The sequence below is a fragment of the Peribacillus sp. NPDC046944 genome, assembly GCF_050272735.1.
Taxonomy (GTDB): Bacteria; Bacillota; Bacilli; order Bacillales; family DSM-1321; genus Peribacillus.
Genome location: NZ_JBNNML010000012.1, coordinates 1 through 25,943, shown reverse-complemented (window position 1 = coordinate 25,943; position 25,943 = coordinate 1). Strand labels below are relative to the sequence as shown.

26 protein-coding genes and 2 tRNA genes are annotated in these 25,943 nt (G+C 41.8%); 6 read left to right on the top strand and 22 right to left on the bottom strand.

Annotated features, from left to right (window positions below; genetic code table 11):
- Positions 1-78: 78 nt before the first annotated feature.
- Genes yhfH (ACQKIC_RS17980) through yhfH (ACQKIC_RS17965) form a run of 4 tightly spaced genes read left to right on the top strand, consistent with a single transcriptional unit; the run spans position 79 to position 726 of the window.
- The gene (yhfH, locus tag ACQKIC_RS17980) at positions 79-213 is read left to right on the top strand and encodes a protein YhfH (protein WP_402875574.1); all 135 of its coding nucleotides are present in this window, start codon (positions 79-81) and stop codon (positions 211-213) included.
- A 45-nt stretch (positions 214-258) separates the two neighbouring features.
- Positions 259-399: a protein YhfH gene (yhfH, locus tag ACQKIC_RS17975; RefSeq protein WP_427592087.1), complete on the top strand. Its 141-nt coding sequence runs from the start codon at positions 259-261 to the stop codon at positions 397-399.
- Positions 400-421: 22 nt separating this feature from the next.
- On the top strand, positions 422-562 hold the full coding sequence (yhfH, locus tag ACQKIC_RS17970) for a protein YhfH (RefSeq protein ID WP_402959255.1): 141 nt from the start codon (positions 422-424) through the stop codon (positions 560-562).
- 26 nt (positions 563-588) lie between these two features.
- Positions 589-726, top strand: coding sequence for a protein YhfH (gene yhfH, locus ACQKIC_RS17965; protein WP_402959257.1), 138 nt, complete (start codon positions 589-591; stop codon positions 724-726).
- A 154-nt stretch (positions 727-880) separates the two neighbouring features.
- On the opposite strand, the gene ACQKIC_RS17960 is transcribed toward yhfH (ACQKIC_RS17965), so the two are convergent.
- From ACQKIC_RS17960 to ACQKIC_RS17910, 11 genes are all read right to left on the bottom strand, one after another.
- Positions 881-2,512 carry a PucR family transcriptional regulator gene (locus ACQKIC_RS17960; RefSeq protein WP_427592088.1) on the bottom strand — a complete coding sequence of 544 codons (1,632 nt, stop codon included), beginning with the start codon at positions 2,510-2,512 and terminating at the stop codon, positions 881-883.
- A 259-nt stretch (positions 2,513-2,771) separates the two neighbouring features.
- The gene (locus ACQKIC_RS17955; RefSeq protein ID WP_402875565.1) at positions 2,772-2,987 is read right to left on the bottom strand and encodes a hypothetical protein; all 216 of its coding nucleotides are present in this window, start codon (positions 2,985-2,987) and stop codon (positions 2,772-2,774) included.
- Positions 2,988-3,000: 13 nt separating this feature from the next.
- On the bottom strand, positions 3,001-4,485 hold the full coding sequence (locus ACQKIC_RS17950; protein ID WP_402875563.1) for an NCS1 family transporter: 1,485 nt from the start codon (positions 4,483-4,485) through the stop codon (positions 3,001-3,003).
- Positions 4,486-4,529: 44 nt separating this feature from the next.
- Positions 4,530-5,948 carry a dihydropyrimidinase gene (gene hydA, locus ACQKIC_RS17945; protein WP_402875561.1) on the bottom strand — a complete coding sequence of 473 codons (1,419 nt, stop codon included), beginning with the start codon at positions 5,946-5,948 and terminating at the stop codon, positions 4,530-4,532.
- A gap of 14 nt (positions 5,949-5,962) precedes the next feature.
- Entirely contained in the window at positions 5,963-7,249 is a 1,287-nt protein-coding gene (gene preA, locus ACQKIC_RS17940) for an NAD-dependent dihydropyrimidine dehydrogenase subunit PreA (protein ID WP_402875559.1), read from the bottom strand.
- 26 nt (positions 7,250-7,275) lie between these two features.
- A complete protein-coding gene (locus ACQKIC_RS17935; RefSeq protein WP_402875649.1) occupies positions 7,276-8,634 on the bottom strand; it encodes an NAD(P)-dependent oxidoreductase in 1,359 nt (452 codons plus the stop codon).
- A 559-nt stretch (positions 8,635-9,193) separates the two neighbouring features.
- Positions 9,194-10,456 carry a GTPase HflX gene (gene hflX / locus ACQKIC_RS17930; protein ID WP_403125198.1) on the bottom strand — a complete coding sequence of 421 codons (1,263 nt, stop codon included), beginning with the start codon at positions 10,454-10,456 and terminating at the stop codon, positions 9,194-9,196.
- A gap of 331 nt (positions 10,457-10,787) precedes the next feature.
- The gene (locus ACQKIC_RS17925) at positions 10,788-12,908 is read right to left on the bottom strand and encodes a heavy metal translocating P-type ATPase (RefSeq protein WP_427592089.1); all 2,121 of its coding nucleotides are present in this window, start codon (positions 12,906-12,908) and stop codon (positions 10,788-10,790) included.
- A complete protein-coding gene (locus ACQKIC_RS17920) occupies positions 12,901-13,263 on the bottom strand; it encodes an ArsR/SmtB family transcription factor (protein WP_402875647.1) in 363 nt (120 codons plus the stop codon). The genes ACQKIC_RS17925 and ACQKIC_RS17920 overlap by 8 nt, the downstream gene beginning before the upstream one ends.
- A gap of 319 nt (positions 13,264-13,582) precedes the next feature.
- Positions 13,583-13,783: a cold-shock protein gene (locus tag ACQKIC_RS17915; protein ID WP_034304915.1), complete on the bottom strand. Its 201-nt coding sequence runs from the start codon at positions 13,781-13,783 to the stop codon at positions 13,583-13,585.
- A gap of 289 nt (positions 13,784-14,072) precedes the next feature.
- Positions 14,073-14,594, bottom strand: a complete 522-nt coding sequence (locus ACQKIC_RS17910; RefSeq protein ID WP_402876098.1) for a TetR/AcrR family transcriptional regulator — start codon at positions 14,592-14,594, stop codon at positions 14,073-14,075.
- Positions 14,595-14,692: 98 nt separating this feature from the next.
- Here ACQKIC_RS17910 and ACQKIC_RS17905 point away from each other — a divergent pair, with 98 nt between their 5' ends.
- Complete coding sequence (locus ACQKIC_RS17905; protein WP_427592090.1) at positions 14,693-15,511, top strand: SDR family oxidoreductase; 819 nt, start codon at positions 14,693-14,695, stop codon at positions 15,509-15,511.
- Positions 15,512-15,684: 173 nt separating this feature from the next.
- On the opposite strand, the gene ACQKIC_RS17900 is transcribed toward ACQKIC_RS17905, so the two are convergent.
- The 8 genes from ACQKIC_RS17900 to sigW form a co-directional block, all read right to left on the bottom strand.
- A complete protein-coding gene (locus ACQKIC_RS17900) occupies positions 15,685-16,680 on the bottom strand; it encodes an HAAS signaling domain-containing protein (protein ID WP_402991439.1) in 996 nt (331 codons plus the stop codon).
- A 272-nt stretch (positions 16,681-16,952) separates the two neighbouring features.
- Positions 16,953-18,755, bottom strand: coding sequence for a glutamine--fructose-6-phosphate transaminase (isomerizing) (gene glmS / locus ACQKIC_RS17895; RefSeq protein WP_402876101.1), 1,803 nt, complete (start codon positions 18,753-18,755; stop codon positions 16,953-16,955).
- Positions 18,725-19,102: a hypothetical protein gene (locus tag ACQKIC_RS17890; RefSeq protein ID WP_427668725.1), complete on the bottom strand. Its 378-nt coding sequence runs from the start codon at positions 19,100-19,102 to the stop codon at positions 18,725-18,727. Before ACQKIC_RS17890 ends, glmS begins: the two co-directional genes overlap by 31 nt.
- A 111-nt stretch (positions 19,103-19,213) precedes the next feature.
- Positions 19,214-20,563 (bottom strand): phosphoglucosamine mutase, encoded by a 1,350-nt coding sequence (glmM, locus tag ACQKIC_RS17885; RefSeq protein WP_402876104.1) that lies wholly within the window; start codon positions 20,561-20,563, stop codon positions 19,214-19,216.
- Positions 20,564-20,616: 53 nt separating this feature from the next.
- Positions 20,617-21,954, bottom strand: coding sequence for a CdaR family protein (locus tag ACQKIC_RS17880; protein WP_427592091.1), 1,338 nt, complete (start codon positions 21,952-21,954; stop codon positions 20,617-20,619).
- A complete protein-coding gene (gene cdaA, locus ACQKIC_RS17875; RefSeq protein ID WP_402876108.1) occupies positions 21,947-22,771 on the bottom strand; it encodes a diadenylate cyclase CdaA in 825 nt (274 codons plus the stop codon). Before cdaA ends, ACQKIC_RS17880 begins: the two co-directional genes overlap by 8 nt.
- A 212-nt stretch (positions 22,772-22,983) precedes the next feature.
- Positions 22,984-23,613 carry a zf-HC2 domain-containing protein gene (locus ACQKIC_RS17870; RefSeq protein WP_427592092.1) on the bottom strand — a complete coding sequence of 210 codons (630 nt, stop codon included), beginning with the start codon at positions 23,611-23,613 and terminating at the stop codon, positions 22,984-22,986.
- Positions 23,614-23,629: 16 nt separating this feature from the next.
- Positions 23,630-24,193 (bottom strand): RNA polymerase sigma factor SigW, encoded by a 564-nt coding sequence (gene sigW / locus ACQKIC_RS17865; RefSeq protein ID WP_402876112.1) that lies wholly within the window; start codon positions 24,191-24,193, stop codon positions 23,630-23,632.
- A gap of 175 nt (positions 24,194-24,368) precedes the next feature.
- Here sigW and ACQKIC_RS17860 point away from each other — a divergent pair, with 175 nt between their 5' ends.
- Positions 24,369-24,548, top strand: coding sequence for an aspartyl-phosphate phosphatase Spo0E family protein (locus ACQKIC_RS17860; RefSeq protein ID WP_402876114.1), 180 nt, complete (start codon positions 24,369-24,371; stop codon positions 24,546-24,548).
- A 138-nt stretch (positions 24,549-24,686) separates the two neighbouring features.
- On the opposite strand, the gene rocF is transcribed toward ACQKIC_RS17860, so the two are convergent.
- From rocF to ACQKIC_RS17845, 3 genes are all read right to left on the bottom strand, one after another.
- The gene (rocF, locus tag ACQKIC_RS17855; RefSeq protein ID WP_402876116.1) at positions 24,687-25,589 is read right to left on the bottom strand and encodes an arginase; all 903 of its coding nucleotides are present in this window, start codon (positions 25,587-25,589) and stop codon (positions 24,687-24,689) included.
- Between the two features lie 158 nt (positions 25,590-25,747).
- A tRNA-Ala gene (locus tag ACQKIC_RS17850) sits at positions 25,748-25,823 on the bottom strand.
- Positions 25,824-25,848: 25 nt separating this feature from the next.
- A tRNA-Gly gene (locus tag ACQKIC_RS17845) sits at positions 25,849-25,920 on the bottom strand.
- Positions 25,921-25,943 lie beyond the last annotated feature (23 nt).

The following is a 25,943-nucleotide window of genomic DNA, read 5'->3' as shown; positions in this document are numbered from 1 at the left end:
TTTTTAACCATCGGGTATATACTGTATTATAACAACAGATAGATATTAAAAACTGTACTACAGAAAGGAGAGTGTGACATGCAAACGAGTCAATTAGAAAACATGAAAGACCAATCATTAGCACAATGTACCGAATGTGGTGAAACCCTTTTTGATGGAACAGAATCTTACTTGATGGAATGCGATCGCTGCCTTTCTAAACGTGAAGAATGAATAAGTCTTAAAAATAGAAAAGACCTTATAAAGGAGGAAACCACCATGCAAACTAAAAAATCCATTGAATTTTTCAACAGTATCCCTGTCAAATATTGCCCAGAGTGTGGCGACCATATCGTCGAACACGCCGAATCTTACTTGATGGAATGTGACCGTTGCCTTTCTAAAAGCGAAGACTACTAAACAACTAAAAGGAGGAACAAATATGCAAACTAAAAATCCAATGGAATTCTTCAGAACCCTTCCACCCAAGCAATGCACCGAATGCGGGGAGCAAATCGTGGAACAAGCTGAATCCTACTTGATGGAATGTGACCACTGCCTTTCTAAAAGCGAAAACTATTAAAAAACAAGAAGGAGGTACCACCTATCATGCAAACTAAAAATCCAATGGAATTCTTCCGGACCCTTCCACCCAAGCAATGCACCGAATGCGGCGATCAAATTATGGAACAGGCTGAATCCTACCTCGTGGAATGTGACCACTGCCTTTCTAAAAAAGATGAATAATAAGAAAAGCCGCTGACATCAAAAGCTGTAAAGGCCAACTCTTTGATGTCAGCATATTTTTTATAGAACCTTATCCCCTACCTGCGACGAAATTTTTATTCATAATAAAAAGGATGCCTCATAAGACACCCTATTATCATCTGCTTTTTACATTTCAGTTTTCCACAAACCCATCCGCTGTTTTTCCGTTTACCTTCGTCTTGCGAAGTTTCAAATAATCTAAAGCAAAAATCATGAACTCAATGCCGAGTCGTTGTTCAGATTTCATGAAATTGGCACCTAATAGCCTTTCTAACTTTTCAAGGCGGTGGTAAAGTGTTTGTCTTACGATAAATAATTGTTTGGATGTCTCCTGTTTAGATCCATTACAGGCAAGATACGTTTTCAAGGTTGGCATTAACTCCCCGTTATTTCGTCTGTCATACTCAATGACAGGACCTAAATATTCATATACGGTTTCTTCCAAGTTTCCATGTTTGTTAATGAGCGCAATCATTCGATACATATGTAAATCTTGATAAAAATAGCTTCTGCTTTCCTCAGTTAATGTTTCCTGAAGCAACAAGGTCTCACGTGCCGTTTCATAACTCTTGTAAATTTCACTTAACTTTTGAACATATTTCCCAAACCCTATTGAAAGCACATTCATTCGGTTGCGACCCGTAGCATCCATCATTCTGATTCGATCCAGGGCCCCCGTCACTCTCTCTTTCCAATCTCCAGGTGAACGGTTATCCCCTAAAATAAAGACCAGATGTTGGTGTACTTCCATAGAGAAAATCTGAAATCCATATTGTTCAAAAACGGATCTAAACAGGATTTTAAAATAAGTCCCTTCTAGTTTAGCAGAACCTTTATTATACCTTGAGTGTTGTTTGCAAATGCATACGATGCCGCCTTCCAATTGCATCTTCGGATCAATATAAGATAGTTGCTCCCGGATGACTTCATCACTATATTCCCCTTCGAGCCAGTTCGTTAGCCATTTGCTCTCTTCAGATATCTTTTTTTCCTCTAAATAGATTTCACGTAATAGATATTGAGCTAAAGCCGTAGCCGTTCGATCCAAGATAAGGGAATCAAAGTCGGTCAATTCTCGATTACTACTATAAATGACCAGTTCCGCATAATTTTCACCAAGGACACGAATCCTTTGTTTCAGAACGAATTTACTTAAATTTTGCTTTTCATATACTTCGGCTAACAATTGCTGGATGAGTTTTTTCTTTATTTTTGGAATACAGGCTATATCATTCTCATTGGGAATAAACAGCACCTGAACATTTAAATACGAATGAAGAAATTTTAGAATTGGTTCATAATGGTCAATTTCGAGGAGTTTTTTATTCAACTGCTGTGAGTAGGTTTCTAGGTTGGAGATCATCTGATACTGTTTATTAATGATTAAGGAATGAATGTCCTGAGTAATTTCAACAAAAGGAACTTCCTGATTAAATAAAATGAGGGGAAAGCCTTGCTCGTCTGCAAGGTCTATCGCACTCTGTGGAATGGCCATGGCATGGGTAGCCATCTCTATACAGAGTCCTGCCGCATTACATGTAATGAGCTGATTTAAAAAAGAAAGGAATGTACTATCTGAATCCTTCCACCCCAGACCGGTGGTAAGAATTAGTTCGTTTCCATTTAACAAGTGACTGATTTGGGTGACTTCCAAACAGTGGACCCATTTGACTTGGCGTTTTAACCCACCTTCGCCTCCGACCACATCCGTCCGGTTAAAATGCCTGCGCGTTAGAATTTCCTCAATTGTAATCGACGTATTCATCCATCCACCATCCTTTTATAGCTATAAAACCTATTATAAACGGACTGTCTGTAAATCTCCAGATACTGGACATAATAACTAACGTCAAAATTATACAAAATTTTCAGTTATTTTTGTAGAAATCATGCTATGCATTTCATTCCTAGTAGTTTCCCTCTTCATATTCTTACTATCTATTCATAAATGAACATAAAAAATGACCTATTCAACTGAAAATAGGCCAGCTTAACAGCTTTACATCCTTAGGGGATACATGTTTTTAATTTAGTTTTTTAAAAAGCAATGTTGAGAAATATTTTCTGCCTTCTGGAGTCTTGATATTCAACTGCTTCCATTCCTGCTTCGTTCCTTCAATCAATTCGAAATCAAGGAAAGCGCCACTTAAGTTTTCAGAAACCCGGGTGATTCTGTACCCTCGTTCAAGTAAAAAATCAATTTGTTCCCTTTCTAAGCGATACTCTTGGTATTCAGACATGTCCCACTCCTCCTTATTTAACGTTTTCCCCGCCTAAAGGCATATTCAGTACCTCTTCTTCGTCAACCATTCTCTTTCCGATATCCCAATCCTTGCCGACGGAGATTCCTAAATATTTCTCATCGCTCGGATCTATAATCTCTGCCTGTTCGTACTTCTTGAACCACCAATATTTAGCCAGTACATAATAGGTTGCACTTCCGAGTATAAAACCGACTATAAATGAGTAATTGGAAAAAATCGTTGCCCCGCTTCCACCAATGATCCAGGCAATGATTCCCGCCCAATTTACACCGTTTTTATACTTATATTGCCCTTCACTTTCATATAGTTCTGGTACATTGACACGGCGCTTACGAAGAAAGTAATAATCAGCCACCAAAATACCCACAATGGAGGCTAAAATCCCACCGACAATTAACAAAACCTCAATGATGATACCGAAAAGGCTCCATGGCTGAACAACGATTCCAATGATTCCCGCAACCACAACTCCCGACCAAAACGGCATTCTTGGTCCCATTACATTCGAGAAGATGGTTGCTGCCGGAATAACATTAGCCGAAGTATTCGTTGACCACTGAGCAAAAACGATCATTAGTAATAGAACACCAAGGGTAATGCCACTGGCTGACCCCTGTATAGCAACAACAGGATCATAATTGGAAACGGCCATGTAAGAAACGGCTCCGATAATAACCATGAAGGTTTGGGTAATAGGATAGGTAATAACGTTCCCTATAATCTGCCCTTTATTGCGTTTGAACCAGTTCTTCTCATTTTTTGGTGCCTCTATAAAACGGGAAAGTGTCGGCATATCCGCGGTCAACGTTCCCCAAAACCCCATATTCGACATGATGACGACCATGAAAGCTGTTACAGCCGCCCCTCCGGTTGCCGGACTCTCAATCCATGACCAGACTTCCCTACCTTGTGCGACTGCTTGGTCAGAAAGCGTAAAATACATCCAGCCGGAAATCAAGATGATAACTGGGGCTGCCAAATCGGCAAACCGTTCGATTGACTTGATTCCCATGGCTGTATTGACTAATTGCAAAATGGCAAAAACCAAAAAGCAGATAAACCAATTATTAAAGTTAAAAAGAGTGGCAAAGATAGCGTTCATCGCAGTAGCACCGAAATAAGTGTTCAATCCAAACCAGCAAGAGGCAACAAACGCCCTGACAAGTGAAGGGATATGAGTGCCAATCGTTCCGAAAGGCGCCCTCATGTATACAGGAAATGAAATTCCATGTTCAACGCCTATATCCCCTGTCATTGTCATCAAGAAGCCAAGAACTACGCAGGCGATTACTGTCGCAAGTACGACCCAACCAAGCGATAGGCTTTGGACCCCATTCCCTCCAATGGCAAAGGCGGCCAATACGACAGCCATCCCCACCCAGATGAAGCCAAATCCTACTGCGCTAATGTTCTTCTCTCTATGCGGTATAGGCAGCAAATCGGGAGACTTTAAATAATCCTTATTTTCGCTCATCCATAAAATCCCCCTTTAATTTGCTTTAAATATCCATGATAACTTTAGACCGGAAGCTTATTCTCTGAAACCGACTCAAGCGACGTATTATACTTAGCCCGCTTCAAGAACTGCCCTTTACCAGCCTCCCCTACAAACTGTTTATCACGAATGACGAACTGACCACGAGATAAGACAGAAACGGGTTCACCTGTAATTTCCAGTCCTTCAAAAGCATTGTAATCTACAGCCATATGATGGGTTTCAGCGGAAATGGTCCGCTCCACTTTCGGGTCGAAGATAACAAGGTCGGCATCCGATCCAACTGCAATCGTTCCTTTTTGTGGAAATAAACCAAACAACTTGGCTACTCTTGTAGAAGTAATATCGACAAACTGATTCAGGGTGATGCGGTCTTTTTTGACTCCCTCTGAATAAAGGATACTCATTCGGTCTTCAATAGTCGGTCCACCGTTCGGAATCTTGGTAAAGTCGTCCCGACCCAAGTCCTTTTGTCCTTTAAAGTCAAAGGAACACTGATCAGAGCCTATGGTTTGCAGCTGGCCTGTCTTTAAAGCATTCCATAGCACATCCTGATCCTTCTTCTTCCTCAATGGTGGCGACCATACGTATTTGGCCCCTTCAAAATTGGGCTTTTCAAGATAGCTTTGATCCAGCACCAGATATTGAGGACATGTTTCTCCCCAGATATCGACGCCCTTATTTCTTGCTTCAGTAATCTTCTCAACCGCATCTTCGCAAGTGACATGAACGACGTAAAGCTGTCCATTCGCCATTTCCGTCAACTTCGCTGCTCTTCCGGTCGCTTCTCCTTCAAGCTCAGGAGGTCTAGTTAAGGCATGATAAATTGGATCGGTCTGTCCCTTTGCGAGTGCCTGCTTTGTTAAATAATCGATGACATCTCCATTTTCTGCGTGGACCATGACAAGGGCACCAAGTTCTTTCGCCTGCAGCAAAGTCCGATAAAGCGTTGCATCATCTGCTTGAAAAACATTTTTGTATGCCATGAACACTTTAAAGGAAGAAATCCCTTCTTCATCAATGATGCTTGGCAGTTCAGCCAGAACTTCATCATTGATTTCACTGATCATGAGATGAAAGCTATAATCGATGGCGGCTTTGCCGTCCGCTTTCTTGTGCCATGTTTCAATGGCATTCTTTAAAGGCTCCCCCTTTTCCGTTAAGCAGAAATCGATGACCGTCGTCGTGCCCCCATATGCAGCTGCAATCGTTCCCGTTTCATAATCGTCCTTCGTGGTCGTCCCACCAAACGGCATATCTAGATGGGTATGTGGGTCTATACCCCCTGGGAATATTAGTGCGCCCTTGGCATCAATGATTTCAGCTCCCTCGGCTGATAGGTCTTTACCAATCATTGTAATGACTTCATTTTCAATCAAAATATCTGCTTGGTACGTATCTGCAGCCGTTGCTATAGTGCCGTTCTTAATAATTTTTTTCATAATTTACCCCTCCATTATTTTACGAAATCCACACGTTCATTACCGATGTTGCCTAGCAAACCTTGACGCTCATTCCAAGTCATAGGGGCTAGATCGCTGGCCATTTCAATCATGTCAATCGCTCCATCGACCGGACACACGATTGAACAAAGGTTACAGCCGACGCAATCTTCTTCACGCACCCGTAAAAATGAGTTGCCTGAAGTGTCCTTTAACATATCAATACATTGGTGGGAAGTATCTTCACAGGCTATATGGCATTTATTGCAGTTGATGCACACATCATTATTGATGCGGGCCACGACTTTATAATTCAAATCCAGATTTCCCCAGTCGGAGTAGCGCGATACGGACTTACCGACAATGTCCATTACAGAAGCAATCCCTTTTTCATCAAGGTAATTGGATAATCCATCAATCATGTCTTCGACGATCCGGAAACCATGATGCATAGCGGCTGTACAAATCTGTACGCCAGTCGACCCCATCAATAAAAACTCGACCGTATCCTGCCAGTTAGAAATCCCCCCAATACCGGATATCGGGACATTAATCCCTGGGTTCCTTGCGCATTCAGCCACCATATTCAAGGCTATGGGCTTCACTGCAGGACCACAGTACCCGCCATGGGCCCCTTTTCCGCCAACATGGGGGATTGTATTCCAGGAGTGAATATCCACCCCTGCAAGGCTATTGATCGTATTGATCATACTAATTGCATCCGCACCGCCTCTTACGGCTGCTTCTGCCGTAACCGTGATGTCCGTAATATTTGGGGTCAGCTTGACGATGACAGGTTTCGAAGCCGCTTCCTTCGCCCAATATGTTTGCTTTTCCACCAGTTCAGGTACCTGCCCTGAAGCAGCCCCCATCCCTCTTTCGGCCATGCCATGCGGACATCCAAAATTCAGCTCGTAACCATCAACGCCTACATCCTCTATCCGTTTGATAATTTCATGCCACTTTTCCTGTTGTGGCTCGACCATTACGGACGCTATGATTGCGTGATTGGGAAACTTCTTTTTCGTTTCATATATCTCTTTAAGATTCACTTCAAGAGGTCGATCCGTAATTAGTTCAATATTATTGAATCCAGCAACTCTTTGGCCGTTAAACCCAACGGCTGCAAAGCGGGAAGAAACATTTAGGATTGGATCCCCAAGCGTCTTCCAAACAGCTCCTCCCCATCCGGCTTCAAAAGCCCTCTGCACTTGATAACCCGAATTAGTTGGTGGTGCCGAAGCAAGCCAAAAGGGGTTAGGAGATTTGATACCTGCAAGATTAATTGATAAATCAGCCATTGATACGCCTCCTAGTTATTGTTTTATTAAGCTATATCTTCTGTCTTGCTCATTAACACTCCGTCAATTTCATAGGCTGTCATTTTCCCTTGCTGGGCAGCGGAAACGACCATAGCCTCTCCTTGGCCCTTCCCAAATATGACATCGCCACAGGCGAACACTTTTTCATTCGACGTCTTATAGGAGTCTCCAGTTAAGGTAACGACACCTCCATCGTGATCGATGTTAAATTGTTCAAGTAGACCAACATAACGTGATTGACCAATCGCACGAATCACACCATCGGCCGGAAGGATGAACTCAGAGCCTGCAATTGGAACCGGTCGTCTGCGACCATCTTCCCCTGCCTCACTCAGTTCCATCTTCACACATTCAATGCCTGTTACCTGGCCCTTTTCATCGGCAACGATTCTTGAAGGATTCGTCAGCCAATGGAATCGGACACCTTCCTGTTTGGCAAACTCATATTCAAAATCATACGCCGTCATTTCCGCCTGGGTCCGACGATAAATGATACCAGCCTCTTCAGCACCAAGACGGACCGAGCAGGTTGCAGCATCGATTGCTGTATTTCCAGCTCCAATGACCATCAGCTTCTTCCCAACGAACTTATCGGTGATATCCTCCGTTTTCGTTGCTTTTACGAAATCGATTGCATCGTAGACTTCAGCCAAGTCCTCCCCTTCAATCCCAAGCTTTGGTACATCCGACATACCAATTGCCAAAACAACGGCATCATAGTCCTTAATCAGTTGGTTAGCGGAGATATCCACCCCAACCCTTGAATTCGTTCGGATCTCGACATCAAGGTTCTTTACTTGATCGACTTCCCAATAGGAGATGTGCTGAGGTAATCGGAAAGACACTATTCCGTAAGTGTTTAATCCGCCAGGGTTCTTTTCTGCTTCGAAGATGGTTACGCTGTAGCCAAGCAAGGCCAATTCCCTTGCTGCAGACAAGCCAGCAGGACCACTGCCGACAATGGCAACCGTTTTGCCATTCTTCTTGCCAGCCTTGAATAGAGCTTGTTTATTTTGAATGGCCCAATCTGTGGAATAACGCTGGAGATCGCCAATAGGAATTGGCTTTGTAGAATGATTTAGAACACATGCCCCTTCACATAACTCTTCTGTCGGACATACCCGCGCACAACTGGCACCGACTGGATTAGCCGTCATGATCGTTTTGGCCGACCCTTTTAGATTTCCTGATGCGATTTTTTTTATAAAGGTCGGGATGTCAATCCCTGTGGGGCAGGCCTGGATACAAGGAGCATCATAACAGTATAAACATCGATTAGATTCTTCCAGTGCCTCTCTTGGGGTTAAGCCCCTCTCTGCCTCCTGAAAGTTTCTCTTCAAATCGTCTTTTAACGAGCTTGTCATATCCATCTACTATTCTCCTTCCAAAAAATTATTGTGGAAAATAAAAAAGGAGGAATTGCCTATAGTCAATGAACTAGCAATATCCTATCCCTACTTTTGATGATTTATGGCTGTAGCACTGTCATTTTTATCTTACAGGTTACATTTAAAAAATCACCATTAGCCCCCTACTTATTCATGAATCTCAAAATTAAATGAATATTCTTTATTTTATAATGATAGATAGGGAGTTACATTATACAAAGTGTAAAATAATGCGGACAACTTAATGTGCACTATGTCATGTTTCTTTACAAAAACTGATAAAAAAAGTCAACGTCCTACACTTCTCGCTACATTCTCGACATCATTCCTAAGGTCTTAGTAAGGGAATATCAAACAATCTACTTATCAACAGGTTGTCCACAAAAAAAAAGCCTTGAAAACTTTTTCAAGGCTTTTTGAAAGTTATCCACAAGTTATACACAACTAAACGATATATGTATAACTTGTGGATTCATGGTTACGGAAATCTTTCAAAACATTCTATTTAAATTCAGTTCAGTGCCTGGAAAAAACATCAGGATTTTTCAATCACGTAGTTATGATATTTTTCATAATCGGTCTTCTTGCATTCAAGCTTTAGCTTGGTCCCATTTTCCTCATATTCCGTTTCCGTTATATGGCCATTATCATTGAAGTAAGATACTAGTTTTCCCTGGTCATATGGAATCAGCATTTCACAATGAATATAGTCCATGAATACATGGCTACGGATCTGATCAATCAATTCCTTAAGGCCTACCTTCTCTCTGGCCGCCATATAAACGGAATCACGGTTAACCTTTGGAATGTCCATATCGGTCAAATCCGCTTTATTATAAGCAAATATGGTCGGTATCTCTTTGATGCCAATATCTTGTAAAGTCTTTTCGGTAATCTCTATCTGTTGTTCATAATTAGGATTGGAATAGTCCACAACATGGATTAATAAATCTGCTTCCACTACTTCTTCAAGGGTAGACCGGAATGCCTTTACCAGATGGTGTGGTAGTTTAGACACGAACCCGACTGTATCTGTGAGTAAAAACTCCTTGTTATCTGGCAAGGGAATGTTTCTAACGGACGTCTCAAGTGTAGCGAAGAGCATATCCTTCTCGAGTACCTGCTTCTCGGATGTCGGTTGGAACATCTCCATCAATGCGTTCATGATGGATGATTTCCCGGCATTCGTATACCCGACTAATGACACAACAGGGATGGCATTCTTTTTCCGTTGTTTCCTCTGTGTTTGACGGTGTGCTACAAGTTCCTCCAATTCCTTATTCAAAACACTGATGTTTTCCTCAATCCGCCTACGGTCAAGTTCAAGCTGCTTTTCCCCAGCACCCTTGTTCGTTCCCACTCCTCCACTTTGTCGACCTAACGATTCTCTTAAGCCGATAAGGCGTGGAAGCATATATTGAAGTTTTGCCACTTCTACCTGGAGCTGTGCTTCCTTCGTTTTCGCCCGTTGTGCGAAGATGTCTAGGATCAAGATGGAACGGTCGATCACCTTGCAATCCATATCCCGCTCCAAATTACGAAGTTGTGAGGGGGATAATTGATCATTGAAGATAACGACATTTGCCTCTTTATATTCAACTAGCGCCTTTACTTCCTCAATTTTACCTGTACCGATGAAATGTGAGGAAGTGACACGATGTAGATTCTGTGTGATCGTTCCAACCACTTCTACCTCACAGGCTTCGGTTAAATTGGCGAGCTCCTCCATCGAATATTCAAAATCCTTTTGACCGTTCAGATTGACTCCAACTAATATTGCCTTTTGATGTAATTCCATCTTTCAAATCCCTTCCTTTAATACCTTTGATCTATTCAACAACCGTACCTAACGATGGCATGCATTCCTTTAAAAGTCAGCCAAATTGTAGCATACTACCTATCCTGTTCATAGTTTTAACCTGGCTATGCATTCAATATATCCTAATGTCCATTAAAATAACAAAGTCCGGGAACTAACATCCGTTGGTGGTTCTAATTCTTAATGATGGATTGTGGTCTAACAATTCCAAAGAATAATGGAGGCACTTTTCCAGAGTTTCACATGAAACGTTTAGATATAGCAAAGGGCTTCTGGATTCCCTTCAAGAAATCCAGAAGCCCTTTATCTATTATTCTTTTATTCTGAGCAACCTCAGACTATTCAAGGTCACGAGTAACGTCGCACCCATATCCGCAAAAATCGCCAGCCAAAGTGTCAGCCAGCCCGGTGCAATCAACAATAAGGCCAATAATTTAATCGCTAATGAAAACGTAATGTTCTGCTTAATGATTTGTAATGTCTTCCTGCTTAATGAGATGGTGTAGGGCAATTTCGATAAATCATCACCCATTAGAGCGATATCGGCTGTTTCAAGGGCCGTATCCGTACCCGCTCCCCCCATTGCAATTCCTACCGTGGAAGCCGCTAAAGCAGGGGCATCATTAACACCATCGCCAACCATGGCCACTCGGTTATACTTCTGTTTCCATTGTTTGATGAAGAATAGCTTATCCTGCGGTAATAATTCTGCTTGAATTTCATGAACGCCCGCCGCTGTTCCAATCACATTCGCTGTCCCGATATTATCACCGGTCAGCATGATTGTTTTTTCAATCCCTAAAGCATGTAATTTACTGATAGCTTCCTTACTGCTTTCTCTTATTTCATCCGCAACGGCAACCAGGGCTAGAATATTAGTTTGATTACCGAGAACTATAACTGTCTTTCCTTCATTCTGATAGTTATTGATCAGATGTTGAGCCTTTTCAGAAATGGTTAACCCCACTTCATCAAAGAGTTGTGGTTTTCCAATATAATAGACTGCCTGATTGATTGTTCCTTTTAACCCTTTGCCTGTCAATGCAGAAAAATCATCTACCATCAGAGAACGATAGTCTATATCCTGCAGATCCGCTTTCTGAAGAATGGCCGTGGACAATGGATGTTGCGAGCGGCTTTCTAAAGCAGCCGCTATTTTCAAAGCATCCCGTTCGCTCATTTCATCCACCATTACGGAAAAGTTAGTCACTTCAGGTATTCCCTTTGTCAATGTTCCCGTTTTATCAAATGCAATCGCCTTCAAAGCTCCAGCTTCCTCCAGATGGATTCCACCTTTAATCAGAACACCGTTTTTCGCTGCATTTCCGATAGCTGTAACAATGGCAATGGGTGTGGATATGACCAAGGCACATGGACAGCCGACAACTAACACAGTCAATCCGCGATAAATCCATTCACTCCATTCTCCGCCCAGCATCATTGGTGGAATGGTTGCAAGTGCCAAAGCAATCAGCATGATTGCCGGTGTATAGAATTTTGCAAATTTATCAACGAACGCTTGGGAAGGGGCTTTTTCCGCTTGTGCCTCTTCTACAAGATGAATAATCTTTGCAATCGTCGTATCCTCAACCCTTTTCGTGACTTCCACTTCCAAAAGACCTTCGCCGTTCAACGTACCAGCAAACACTTCTCCTTCGACCATTTTAAATAGTGGCACCGATTCACCAGTAATGGCCGCCTGATTCAGTGTGGATGCACCTTTTATGATCCTTCCGTCCATCGCAAGCTTCTGGCCCGGTTTGACAATCATGGTGTCTCCCACCTCGATTACATCGACAGCCAACATCATTTCATGATGGCCCCTCCTGATCAGTGCCTCTTTAGGGGCAATATTCATAAGGGACTCAATGGAATTTCGAGCTTTATCCATCGAATACTTTTCAAGCGCTTCACTTATAGCAAATAGAATGACGACAGTGGCTGCCTCGCCCCATTCGCCAAGTATAGCCGCTCCAATAATGGCGACCGTCATCAGCGTATGCATATCAAAACGAAGTCTTACGAGATTTTTCAACCCATTGATGAATAAGGAGTATCCACCAACTAAAATGGAAGTGGCATAACCCAGAACCGGCAAAAGACTACCCTCGCCATATTGATGTTCCAAAATCCAACTGATAAAAAGGAGGATAGCCGAAAGAAAAACCTTAATGTTTTCTTTTTGCTTCCAAATTGGTTCTTTTATTGTCACCTGCTCTTGTTCAGTACGAATTTTCAGGTTATCAAAGGCTCCAGCCTTCTCAATTTCTTCAATCGAAGCACTTCCTGAAATAGAAATCTTCGAAGCCCCGAAGTTGATTTTTGCCTCCTTCACACCTTCAAGTTCCCGGACATTGTTTTCAAATTTGGCTGCACAGTTCGTACAGGACAGCCCTTGAATCCGATAAGTCTTTAATTGGGAATCAGCCATTGACCCTCACCTCCCGCTGATGTGCTATCGCTATAAGGATTAATTGTTTTATATGATCATCGTCTAAAGAGTAAAAGGCTAACTTTCCCTCTTTTCTGTATTTCACAATTGCATGTTTATATAGAGTACGGAGATGATGAGAAGTTGTTGCCATTGACGCCCCAATGATATTTGCCAAATCACATACACATAACTCTTCATCCTCACAAAGTGCATACGAGATTTTCACTCTGTTTTCATCACCGATTACTTTAAACAACTTTGACATACTTGAGATATCTACCTGACCGATTTCCTTTTGGATACGGTTCACCTTTTCTTGATCATGCAGATGAACTTCACACATATCCTTCATCTCATCCATCTTCTCACATCCATTCATTCAAACCTACGTTTGATTATAATATACCACATTTCACATTATACTCAAACCTGTGTTTGAATGTGTATGAATAATGGTCCCTGACTCAAAAAAAGAAGTTCCCGCTGTCCAACCTCTTCATTTACAAATTCTTTTTTCTGAAAAAACTATGTTATACTAGGTAGACCTTTTTAAGCGATTTACTTTACTCATTCCATTTACCCTACTCAACATTGAGCAGGGTTTTTTATTATTGAATAAAACAAAAAAGGCAGACCCTAGTAATAGGGTCTGCCTTTTTTGTTTTTAGAAATTATGCTTTTTGAACGTTAGAAGCTTGAGGTCCGCGTTGACCTTGTTCTACTTCAAAAGTAACTTCTTGACCTTCGTCTAAAGATTTGAATCCTTCGCTTTGGATAGCTGAGAAATGTACGAATACATCGTCTCCGTTTTCGCGTTCGATGAAGCCAAATCCTTTTTCTGCGTTAAACCATTTCACTTTACCTTGTTCCATTGTTGTTGCCTCCTAGTGCCAAAGCACATTGTATTACTATCCTTGCTCTAAGTCATCATCGAAACGAAAAGTAGTACTTTTAGTATCCTTAGTACCGAACATGAATAATTAACCTAAGCATACCATCAAATGGTAGGGATTGCAAATACTTTAAGCAATCTTTTTCAAAACAAAAGTACTTGCACACTTTTAAAACAAGATTCGTCTCTTATCTTTGCTCCTCGGGCGTTTAGTTCCTTCCATCGATTTCATCAGTTCCTACCCTCTTTTTCAGGTCTACAGCTTCCCGCTACCGCTCTATTCCATCTAATTTTGCATCCAATACTTTTGTCCAGTTTGTCAGGCCGATTTTCAATAGTTTTTCCGCTGCCACAGCCGGACTCATGGCGTACCCGTTCCTTACCCAAAAACCCAAATAACCGATGGTGCCATAGCTCGCAAATAGGGCATAGTCTGGATCCTGGAACACTTCTTGTAAATGTGCTGCAAGCTTATCTGATAATTTTTGAATAGCGTCCGCCTCTGCAAATTCGAGTTCATAAAATGAGCGATATTTGAAAATATGTTCACATAAATGGAGGGTGATTGGCTTACCCCATTGGTAATCCATCTCATAAAATGACAAGAACCGGTCGTTTAACTTCCGTCTCACCTCATCCATCAGTTCGTATTTGTCTGCAAAATGCAAATAAAATGTGGATCGGGAAATGCCCGCCTTTTGAACAATTTCTTTCACAGCTAACTCTTCAAAGCTTTTCTCAAATAAAAGCTGTAAATAAGCGGCAACTATCGATTCTTTTGCCGTTTCCATTTTTGACACTCCTCTGGACATTTTTAGTGGAAATGTCTTGCTTATTTTATTATAAAACCGTTTACACTAAGTTTATATCAAGTTTAGGGGGAATTGAAATGGATAAGCATGTTTATGTAATTACAGGCGGTTCTGGTGGTATGGGTAAAGCCACTGCAGAACTGGTTGGCAAAAAAGGAACCATATTGTTGGCAGATGTTTCTGAAGAACGTTTAATCCAAACAAAAGAGGAATTAGCGACTAAAGGTATAACTGATGTCCATTATCAAACTGTCGATATTACATCAAAGGAAAATGTTGCTGCTTTAGCTAAAAAATCTGCCGAACTTGGGATATTAAAAGGATTGGTTCACACAGCCGGGCTGTCACCGACGATGGCCAATTCGAAACGCATTACAGAAGTGAATTCTGTTGGCACCGGAATTGTCCTAGATGCGTTTCTTCCACTTGCTACAGTAGGTACTGCTGCGGTATGTATCTCTTCGATGAGTGCCTATATGGCGCCCCGTCAAGGTCCTTATACGGAAATTTTAAAACAGCCTTTAACCGAAAACTATATTGAGACCATGGAGCAATTTACACAAGGCGACTCAGGTGCGGCTTACAGCCTATCTAAATTGGGGGTTGTCTTATATGTGGAAGACCAAGCGTGGGCTTGGGGTGAAAAAGGTGCACGTATCTCATCTATCTCTCCGGGTACCATTAACACGCCGATGGGGCGTCAGGAAGCATCCCAACAAGAGCAAATGAAAACAATGCTCGAACACACGCCACTCCGCCGTGAAGGAGAAGCATCCGAGATCGCAACAGCTGTGGAATTCTTGCTTAGCGATGCAGCTTCCTATATCACTGGCATAGATTTACGTGTGGATGGTGGTACAATCGCGAATATTCATCGCATGAAGACGCAAAAATAAAACTCCAACAATAATCTTACAAGACAAGGGCCATCCAACATTGATACTTTGCTTATGTCGGGTGGCTTTTGTTCTTCCTATTCCATTCTGATTAAAAAGTAGCTATCCGTTTAAACCGTTTGGAGCAACTGGTTGGATAACAGCTGGTTGGAACCATTATCGAATACATGTCATCAATGGATTCTAGACTTGCGGTATCCATCAAATACATTTAATGCTGCGGCTAAAATGAAGATGGTAATTGAGCCTCCTACAATCGCATTTCGAAACTGCATGGCCGTTGTATCGGATAAACTCCCCATATATGTAAGGAATTCAGGGTTCATTACATCCGGATTACTTACAATGACAATGAATCCGATGGTTGTGATCATTTCAAGAACCAAATTGAAATTTGCCAGTTTTTTTGTCCATTGCCTTTTGATACTCTTATAAAAAGCTAACCAGATTTCCATGGCGATCACCAAAAGAATGAACGGCCAATAGTTAAGTAGGATATCCTGTTGGAAGACCGGAATCACAAGTTCAATCCTATCTCCACCTTCATACACCCCGACAAATTGATTTGCATAAAAGTATACCGTCGTCCAAATCGCTGTCCACATCAGTCCACTGAATACATTGAACCTCGTAATCTCTTTCTTCTTGTGAATGTAAGGGATACTTCTCAAATCATTTGGGGTCCATTTCTGTAGGCTTGCCGATAGTGGACTTTGGTCCTTTCCTTTATCCGTTCGCTCCAGAACCGCGAAGACAATCGTCACCCAGAAGAAGACTTGAAAGCTGACTTCAAGGACCCGCAATATGCCTTCGACTATAAGGGTAATCACTTTAGGAATAACTGCTTCATCTTGGCTAAACCCCATAAAAGAATCGATAATCAGCGAAATGAGTGCAATGCCCGCTGCTATGGGAAAAACCACTTTCAATAGTGAAATATATAAATCATAATAACGCGGTCCGATCAGGTGCATCGGCTGAGCCCGATACCCACTAGCCACTGTCGCTGGGTTCCCCAATTCGCCCAGAACCTCCTCCACATCCAGTTCACTATAATCATCAGGAAGCATCTCTTCAATGGTTGACCGCAACTCGAGTGCAATATCCCTGCGTTTTTTTTCAGGCAACCTGCGTGTGACCTCTTGTATATAAACCTCAATTAAATCCAACATCTTCCTCCCCCTTCAATAGGCCAAAAAGTTTTTCATATTGCTTATCTAACGATTGATTTACCATTATATGTTATAGGGTACTTGACATATATTATGTATCACACACTATTGTGGTGGGAAGGAAAATTGATATATGTCCCTGTTTTTATTTTTCCATTTAGATATTCTCTTTCTTTCGGACATAAAAAAACCCATTTAGATAATGGTATCTAAATGGGTAAATAAATTTTTATAAACATTTATAGATATGACGCACAAATCATTTCTACTTATTCAACCGTTACACTTTTCGCAAGATTACGTGGTTTATCCACGTCACACTCCCGGTGTAAGGCAGCATAGTACGCAATGAGTTGAAGCGGGATGACAGAGATAAGAGGTGTTAATAGTTCGTTCACTTCCGGGATGACAAAACGATCATCTTCTTCTTCCAACCCTTTCATTGAAATGATGCAAGGATTAGCGCCACGGGCGACGACTTCTTTGACATTCCCACGGATGCTTAGATTGACTCCTGCTTGCGTAGCAAGAGCGATAACAGGTGTGCCTTCTTCGATTAGGGCAATCGTTCCATGCTTAAGCTCACCGCCGGCAAACCCTTCTGCCTGGATGTATGAGATTTCTTTCAGCTTAAGCGAACCTTCAAGACCCACGTAATAATCAAGGGAACGACCGATGAAGAAACAATTACGCGTAACAGACAGGTATTCACGAGCAATCTCTTCCATCTCTTCTTTCGAATCGCAAAGAGCTTCCATGCCTGTCGCAGCTATTCCAAGCTCTTTGACAAGATCGAAATCGAATGCAAGGTTACGGAACTGGCCAGTTACGTTCGCTAATATCGCCAATACCGCTACTTGAGCCGTATAGGCCTTCGTAGAAGCCACGGCAATTTCAGGACCTGCATGTAATAAGAGCGTATAATCTGCTTCTCGTGACAGCGTAGAGCCCGGTACATTTGTGATGGTCAATGCTTTATGGCCAAGCTCTTTGATGGCCACTAAAACTGCACGGCTATCTGCCGTTTCCCCACTTTGCGAAATGAAGATGAACAGTGGTTTTTCGGATAATATCGGCATATTGTATGTGAACTCTGATGCTACATGCACTTCAACCGGAATTTTAGCCATTTTTTCAATGAATTGTTTACCGATTAGGCCTGCATGGTAGCTTGTTCCACAAGCCACGATATAAATACGGTCTGCCTCGCTCACTGCTTCTGTAATATTGTAATCAATCGCCAGTTTACCTTCTTCGTTTTGGTAAGATTGAATGATTTTACGGATAACAGTAGGCTGCTCATCAATTTCTTTAAGCATATAATGTGGATACGTACCTTTTTCAATATCACTGGCATCGAGTTCCGCCGTGAATGGAGCACGAAATACTTCTTCGTTGGAAAGGTTTTTAATTGTCACTTTTTCTTTTGTGACAATAACCATTTCTTTATCCATTAATTCAAGGAATTGATCGGTAACTTGCAGCATAGCCATTGCATCAGAAGCGATAACGTTAAAGTCTTTTCCAACACCGATTAGGAGTGGGCTTTTATTTTTAGCAACAAAAATCGTTTCTTCGTTTTCAGCATCCAATAGGGCAAGGGCATACGAACCTTCTAAAAGGGTAAGCGTGTGACGGAATGCCTCTTCCACTTCCATGCCGTCATTCACGAACTTCTCAATAAGCTGAACGATGACTTCCGTATCAGTGTCGCTTTTAAAAGCAACATCCTTCAAATATTCCCGTTTTAAAATCGCATAGTTTTCGATGACCCCATTATGAACTAATGTCAGGCGACCTGAGTTACTTTGGTGAGGATGAGCATTATCACGACTAGGTACACCATGAGTGGCCCAGCGAGTGTGTCCAATCCCTGTATTCGCCGAAGTCCCTTCATCCACAACACCGCGTAAGTCTGCAATCCGTCCCTTTTCCTTGAAGACCTTGATGCCTTCCTTATTTTGCACAGCTATACCAGCAGAATCATACCCACGGTACTCTAACTTTTCAAGACCTTTTAACAGGATTTCTTTCGCGTCATTTAGACCAATATATCCAACAATTCCACACATAATTTCTGTTCCTCCAACTGATTAGAGGGAACAGGAATGCACGAGGGCATCCCTGCCCCCTCATCTCTGATATTTTTATAAAGGAAATACCCGAAGGCTTTTTCCCATTGTACATTTCCAACTCTTTGTGCAGTCGGTTGCCCCACTGTTTTAAAATTGGAATTATTACGGCTGTGTACTTCAGCCGGGAGGTATCCGCCGAACATTCGATACTCCTCCTCCTCGTCAACTAAACCCGTCTCGACCCAGTTTAGTTCAGGCGCTTTAGTTTTCCTATTATCTTGCCTGGCCTCCTTTTCCCTTATAACCATTTTATGGTAAAAGTAGTTGTAAATCAGGATAATCATACCCTATACATGGGACATAGGTCAATTCTTTACTACCATTAAAACAAAATATGATTCTTAATAAAAATATGCATAAAAGGAAATTTTCGTTCCCCTTTATGCATAGGTTGTTTATTCGTTTAGTCCCATTTCTGCTCTTACCGTTGCTACGATGCGGTCTACATAACGCGTACATTCTTCAATAGTAGGCGCTTCAGCCATAACACGGACAAGCGGTTCAGTTCCAGATGGCCGTACCAGAATCCGGCCGTTACCACCCATCTCCGCTTCCACTTCTTTTATGACTTCCTGTACTTTTTCATTCCCCGTTACCCCATGCTTGTCAGTTACTTTAACATTAATGAGTGTCTGCGGATATTTTTGCATCTCACTCGCAAGCTCAGATAGAGGTTTTTGCGTCTCACTCATGATGTTCACAAGCTGTAAACCCGTTAATAAGCCGTCCCCAGTTGTATTGTAATCCAAGAAGATGATATGCCCGGATTGCTCTCCACCAAGATTATAGCCACCTTTACGCATTTCTTCCACTACATAGCGATCGCCAACTGCTGTTTGAGCACTATGTATACCATGTTCCTCAAGCCCTTTGTAAAAGCCAAGGTTACTCATGATCGTAGAAACCACGGTTCCTTTTTTCAATCGATTATTCTCTTTTAAGTATTTCGCACAGATATACATGATTTGATCGCCATCTACGATATTTCCTTTTTCATCAATAGCTATTATGCGGTCGCCGTCGCCATCGAAAGCAAGTCCAACATCTGCCCCTTTTTCCTTCAAGAATTCAGCCAGAGCCTCAGGGTGGGTAGAACCGACCCCATCATTGATGTTCAAGCCATTCGGTGATGCCCCCATTGTCGAAATATCTGCATCTAAATCAGCAAATAGATGCATAGCCAAGGAAGATGTCGCACCGTGAGCACAATCAAGCGCAACATGTATGCCCGTAAAGTCTTCGTCAACCGACTGTTTTAAGTATTGCAGATATTTTTGGCCGCCTTCGAAGTAGTCATTTAAATGGCCTAAGTCTCCGCCCGTAGGACGCGGTAACTCATCATTCTCCAGATCAAGCAATGCTTCCACTTCCGCTTCCTGTTCATCTGAGAGCTTGAAGCCATCCGGTCCAAAGAATTTAATTCCATTGTCCGCTACAGGATTATGAGAAGCTGAAATCATAACACCCGCTTCAGCACTTAAGGCTTTTGTCAGATAGGCCACTCCCGGTGTCGAAATGATGCCCAGTCGCATGACTTCAGCGCCGATGGATAATAATCCGGCAACAAGAGCACCTTCTAACATTTCCCCTGAAATACGAGTATCGCGCCCTATTAATACCTTTGGTTTTTCTGAATTCTTAGTAAGGACATAGCCGCCAAAACGGCCTAGTTTAAATGCCAACTCCGGCGTTAACTCCGTATTTGCTATTCCCCTAACTCCATCTGTTCCAAAATATTTACCCATCTGTATCGCTCCTTCTTCAAATCATTACTAAATTAAATGATGTTAAGGCCAGGTTACGTTTCTTCCTCTTCTTGGGCCATGGAAACTGACACTGCAACTCTTTTAGAATCTAATTCCCAAGATACTCCCGCGGGGACTTTAACTGCCAGTTCAACATCATGCTTACCTTCATCTAAATTACTTACATCGACCGTGAGCGAAATGTCGTCTTTAGATATTTTTTTTAGATCTTCCGCTTTCCCATTCAATGTAATGCTCATCACATCCGTATCCAATTCCACTTCTTGATCATCCTGTTTACCTACCGGGATTATTTTCAAGTTGGTGAAAGTTTTGGATTCCGTGGTTTCCGGTTCAACCTTATCTACCGTTTTTTCTTCTTCGACAACTACTTCTTCTGCCTCTTCTTCAGTATCCTTATCTTCCACATCCACTTTTTCGGTACGAATCTTCACCGTAGCTTTACTTAAGGACATTTTCTGCACACTTTCAGGTTTTGAAAGATTAAGTTCCAATTCGGTATCTCCATCTACTTTCGAGATATTGACTGGAAGATTTAATGCATTTATTTTATCCAATGATGCTTCTTGTCCATATAGAGTTACCTCTGTAGGGTCGACACTAATACTCTTGATACGAACTCCGGCCTTGGCCTTCCCAGTTTGCTCTGGCACGATTGATACCTTTTTGGAAGGAATACTGACCTTTAACGAAACTGCCACGGAAGCTGGCTCAATCGCGACATCTAATTTATTCAAATCCCGGTCTAGCGCTTTTACCGTTGCCTGCCCGTTCACCGATTCGTTTAGCCCTTTCCTTATTTCAAGGTTGGCCTTTACATAGGATATTTTTTCAATTACATCTTTGGCACCCGTAATTTTTACGGTTTCAGGATTTACTGTTGGCTGCCCAGCGGTATACCCTTCCTCCAGTAATGAACTGTTATATTCTGCATCGACCTTAAACTCTTTCGTCATCCGTTCCTGAACATTTACTTCCGCATATTCCGGATCTATCGTTGCCACGAGCTTTTCATTTAAATCGCTTATTTTAAATGTGACAGTTCGGTCCCCCATCGAGATTTCGGGATCAGAAAGATCTACATATACTTTAAAATCCCGTTGGCTTTTTGCGTTGATCAGAAGGCTTTTTGCCCCCTTCAATGTGACATCCACCGTTTCAGGTACGCCGCTGACCACTAAATTTTCACGATCATAGTACACTTCAACCGGAACATTTTCAATGGTTTCCGTACCATTCTCAGGCGCAGTGGACAATCCAAGGGACTTTTTATCGGACTCCATCTCGAAATTAACGGATATAAATAATAGAGCAGCCAAGGCGAAAGCGACAATTCTCATAAACCAAGCGCTATTCGTGAATTTATCCATTTTTCTTCCCCCTCCAATTCCAGATACCCGAGGAAGTTGTTTTGACATTCTGCAATACCAGTTCACTTGTTAGCATGGCTCTAAATGATTCCTGATTTAAATCGCGGTATAGCTCCCCATTTTTGGTGACAGAGATACCTCCCGTTTCTTCAGAAACAACAATTGTTACACTATCTGTTACTTCACTCATTCCAATGGCAGCCCTATGCCTTGTGCCCAGCTCTTTTGAAATGAACGGACTTTCCGATAAGGGCAGATAGCAAGCTGCTGCTGCGACTTGATTATCCTGTAAAATAACAGCCCCATCATGGAGGGGTGTATTCGGAATGAAAATATTAATGAGCAGTTCAGAAGAAATATAGGACCTTAAAGGAATTCCCGTTTCAACGTAATCACCCAGTGCCGTTCCTTTTTCAATGGTAATCAAGGCTCCAATACGCCTTTTTGCCATATACGTAGAGGCCTTTAGAATTTCTTCTACTAACCGCTCTTGTTGATTCTCTTCCGGAGCACTGCCCCTTGAAAAGATCTTTCCTCGTCCTAATTGTTCAAGTGCTCTTCTCAATTCAGGCTGGAAAATGACGAGAATTGCCAGAACACCCCAGTTCATGACTTGTTCCATTAACCATCCGAGTGTATTGAAACCAAACAGATTGCTCAAGCTTTTCACAATGACAATTACAAAAATTCCCTTTAGCAGTTGTATGGCTTTCGTGCCTCGAATTATAGTTAACAATTTATATATCACAAACCAAACAAGGAAAATATCAATGAAATTTACTACATAGTCCCAAACATTCAAATTGGATATAGACATGTTGTTTCCTCCAGTCCGTAATACTCCAAAAACACAATAACCATCGTTATGTAATAACCTTAATAGTATACCATTTTTTAAATCATACTTCTAAAACTAGTACAGAAATTTATATGGGAAGTAGTGCTAGTAACCACTATTTTTGTCTGGATACAATATAAAGCTGAACAAAAGCACCGTTCTGATTAGAACCATGCTTATGCTCAGCTTCATTATTCCCCACCTCTTTCCTCTTTTGTAGAAGGAAGTAGAGATGTTCCAATATCCTTTATTTTGTACCACATCCACTCAAAGGCTTGGTCAATGACTTCTATATCACCGGTTACATTTCCTGCCTTGGCCATATACTCCTGACCATTAATGACTGTTACATTCCCCTTTACTTCGCCCTCTATGCGTATGTCCCCATTTTGAACCACAACGTTCCCTTCAATGGTTTCCCCACTAGGGACAATGACCGTTTCCCCTTCTACCAATAAGTTAGGTTGCTTGGAGACGGAAAAATGTTCGTCCTGATTATAAGTGGAAAAGATCGATCCTGTCATTAATACAACGAACATCGCCGCGGCTGTCATAAACGGATGAGCCTTAAACCATCTCTTTGCCCCCGTAGCCTTCTTTTCCTTAGGCAATTGGGCCATTACCCTTGCCGTAAAATCATCCGGGGCCTTGATATGGGAAGTGCTTTGTACAAGGGCAACTGCTTTTTTCATTTCATTGAAAAAATCTCGGCATGCAGGACATGTAAGCAGATGGTCCCTTAAAATTTCTTTATGCTCGGGTTTAATGTCCTCATCTAAATAATCATGCATATAATTAATGATTTCCTCGTGGCAGTTCATTTTTCTCACCTTCTTTTTATAAATGGCGCAGTTGTTTACGCAAAGCTTCTCGCCCACGATGTATTCTCGTTTTGACAGTGCCTACCGGCAAATCAAGAATCTCACTGATTTCCTTTAACGATAATTCCTCAATGTATTTTAATACGATGACCGAACGATACTTTTCCGGCAACTTCATAATTTCGACCTGGATGGTTTCCTGAAGCTCTAACGACTCTACTTCTTCCTCTGGCATCGCCATGTCCGATGCAATTTGAGAATACATATTCAATCCCTCTGTACCAGTGACTTCCGCATCTAAATAGTAATCCGGCTTTTTCTTACGAAGTCGGTCGATACAGAGGTTCGTCGCTATGCGATATAACCATGTTGAAAACTTCATATTGATATTGAAACTGCGAATGTTCACAAAGGCCCTTACAAAAGCTTCTTGGGACAGGTCTTCAGCCTCCTGCCGGTTTCCAAGCATTCTAAAACAGATTTGAAAAACTTTATCCTTATAAATTTCGACTATTTCCCCAAATGCATTGTGGTCTCCCTTTAACACTTGGTTTATTCTCTCTTTAACAAGTCCATCCATTTTTGTTTTTTACCCCCGCTTCATGCGGCTATACGATTATTACGAATCGCAAGCTAAAAGGTTTCATAATTTATTACTTTTATTTTAGCAAACTTTTACATTTTATGTTTAAAACGAAAAAAACAAGGATATATATAGTAAGAAATTGTAAAAATAAAGGAAGTGAACCTTGATAATGACTGCAGAACAAATACTAGATAACATTGAGCGATATAGACAGAAAATGATTATCTTAGCTTCCCGTTCCTCTATGATAGATAACGAAGTGGTCGAAGTGAGTAGCAAACTTGATACCCTGATGAATCAATATTTTCAATTGACCCAAAGCGGAACGAAAAAGCAAACAGTAAAGTGAAGAGGGAGATTGCCTTGGAATCATATAACGTTACCTTCGTTCAACATTATCTAAATCATATACTTTTGTATTCTAGCATATAGAAAAACAGTAACCCATAAAAAAACCGGTTACTGTTTCTTTTATATATTGCGTTAGTTATAATAGCTTTTCTCCAAATAGAGAACCCATCAGGGCTACCGCCACGATCGCCGTTTTATTACGCTCGTCTAGTACGGGGTTTACTTCTACAAACTCAGCTGAAGTAATCAACTCTGACTCCGCAAGCATTTCCATGGCCAAATGACTTTCCCGATAGCTTATCCCCCCAAGCACTGGTGTTCCTACTCCAGGTGCCTCTGCAGGGTCTACCCCATCAAGATCTAGGGATAGATGAACCCCATCCGTTTTATCACGTAAGTATTCAATGCATTCTTCCATCACTTTCGTCATACCAAGCCTATCAATTTCATGCATCGTATAGACCTTGATGCCTTTATCACGTATTAGTACCTTTTCTCCTTCGTCCAAGGAACGGGCTCCAATAATGACGATATTCTCTGGTTTCACCTTTTGTGCATACCCATGCAGATTAACTAAATCAGGGTGACCGAGTCCAATGCTGACAGCGAGTGGCATGCCATGTATGTTTCCTGACGGAGAAGTCTCCTCCGTGTTCAAATCTCCATGGGCATCATACCAAATTACCCCTAAACTCTCATAATGCTTCGAAATCCCAGCAAGTGTTCCTATTGCTATCGAATGATCTCCCCCAAGAACTAGAGGGAATGATCCACTACAAATAATTTCATCTACCCTTGCTGCTAATTGTGCATTCCCCTTAGAAACAAGTGATAGATTCTTCAAGTTTGAGCCAGCCTCTTCAGACGTCCCGGGCCTCCCCACTATGATGTCTCCTAAATCTTCCACTTCTAACTGCAATTGTTGGATTCGTTCGACAACACCTGCACAACGGAGTGCACTTGGCCCCATATCAACCCCACGCCTTGTTTGACCAAGATCCATGGGAAGACCGATAACTGAAATTTTTTGAATAGACATACTATTCCCCCTTTCTGTTATTTTATAACTGTTAAGGAGAATGGTTCAACCCGACATTTTTATGTATAAAGATACAGCCATAGAAAGTTGTTTTTCAAAAAAAAAAAAGCCTTGAACCGAAGAGGTTTAAGGCGTAAGTGTTGGTGTATGTAGTTAGATGGTGGAGCCTAGCGGGATCGAACCGCTGACCTCCTGCGTGCAAGGCAGGCGCTCTCCCAGCTGAGCTAAGGCCCCTAAGTATAAAATCTAATTAAAATAAAGCGAAAGACGGGATTCGAACCCGCGACCCCAACCTTGGCAAGGTTGTATTCTACCACTGAACTACTTTCGCATATGGCTGGGCTAGAAGGGATC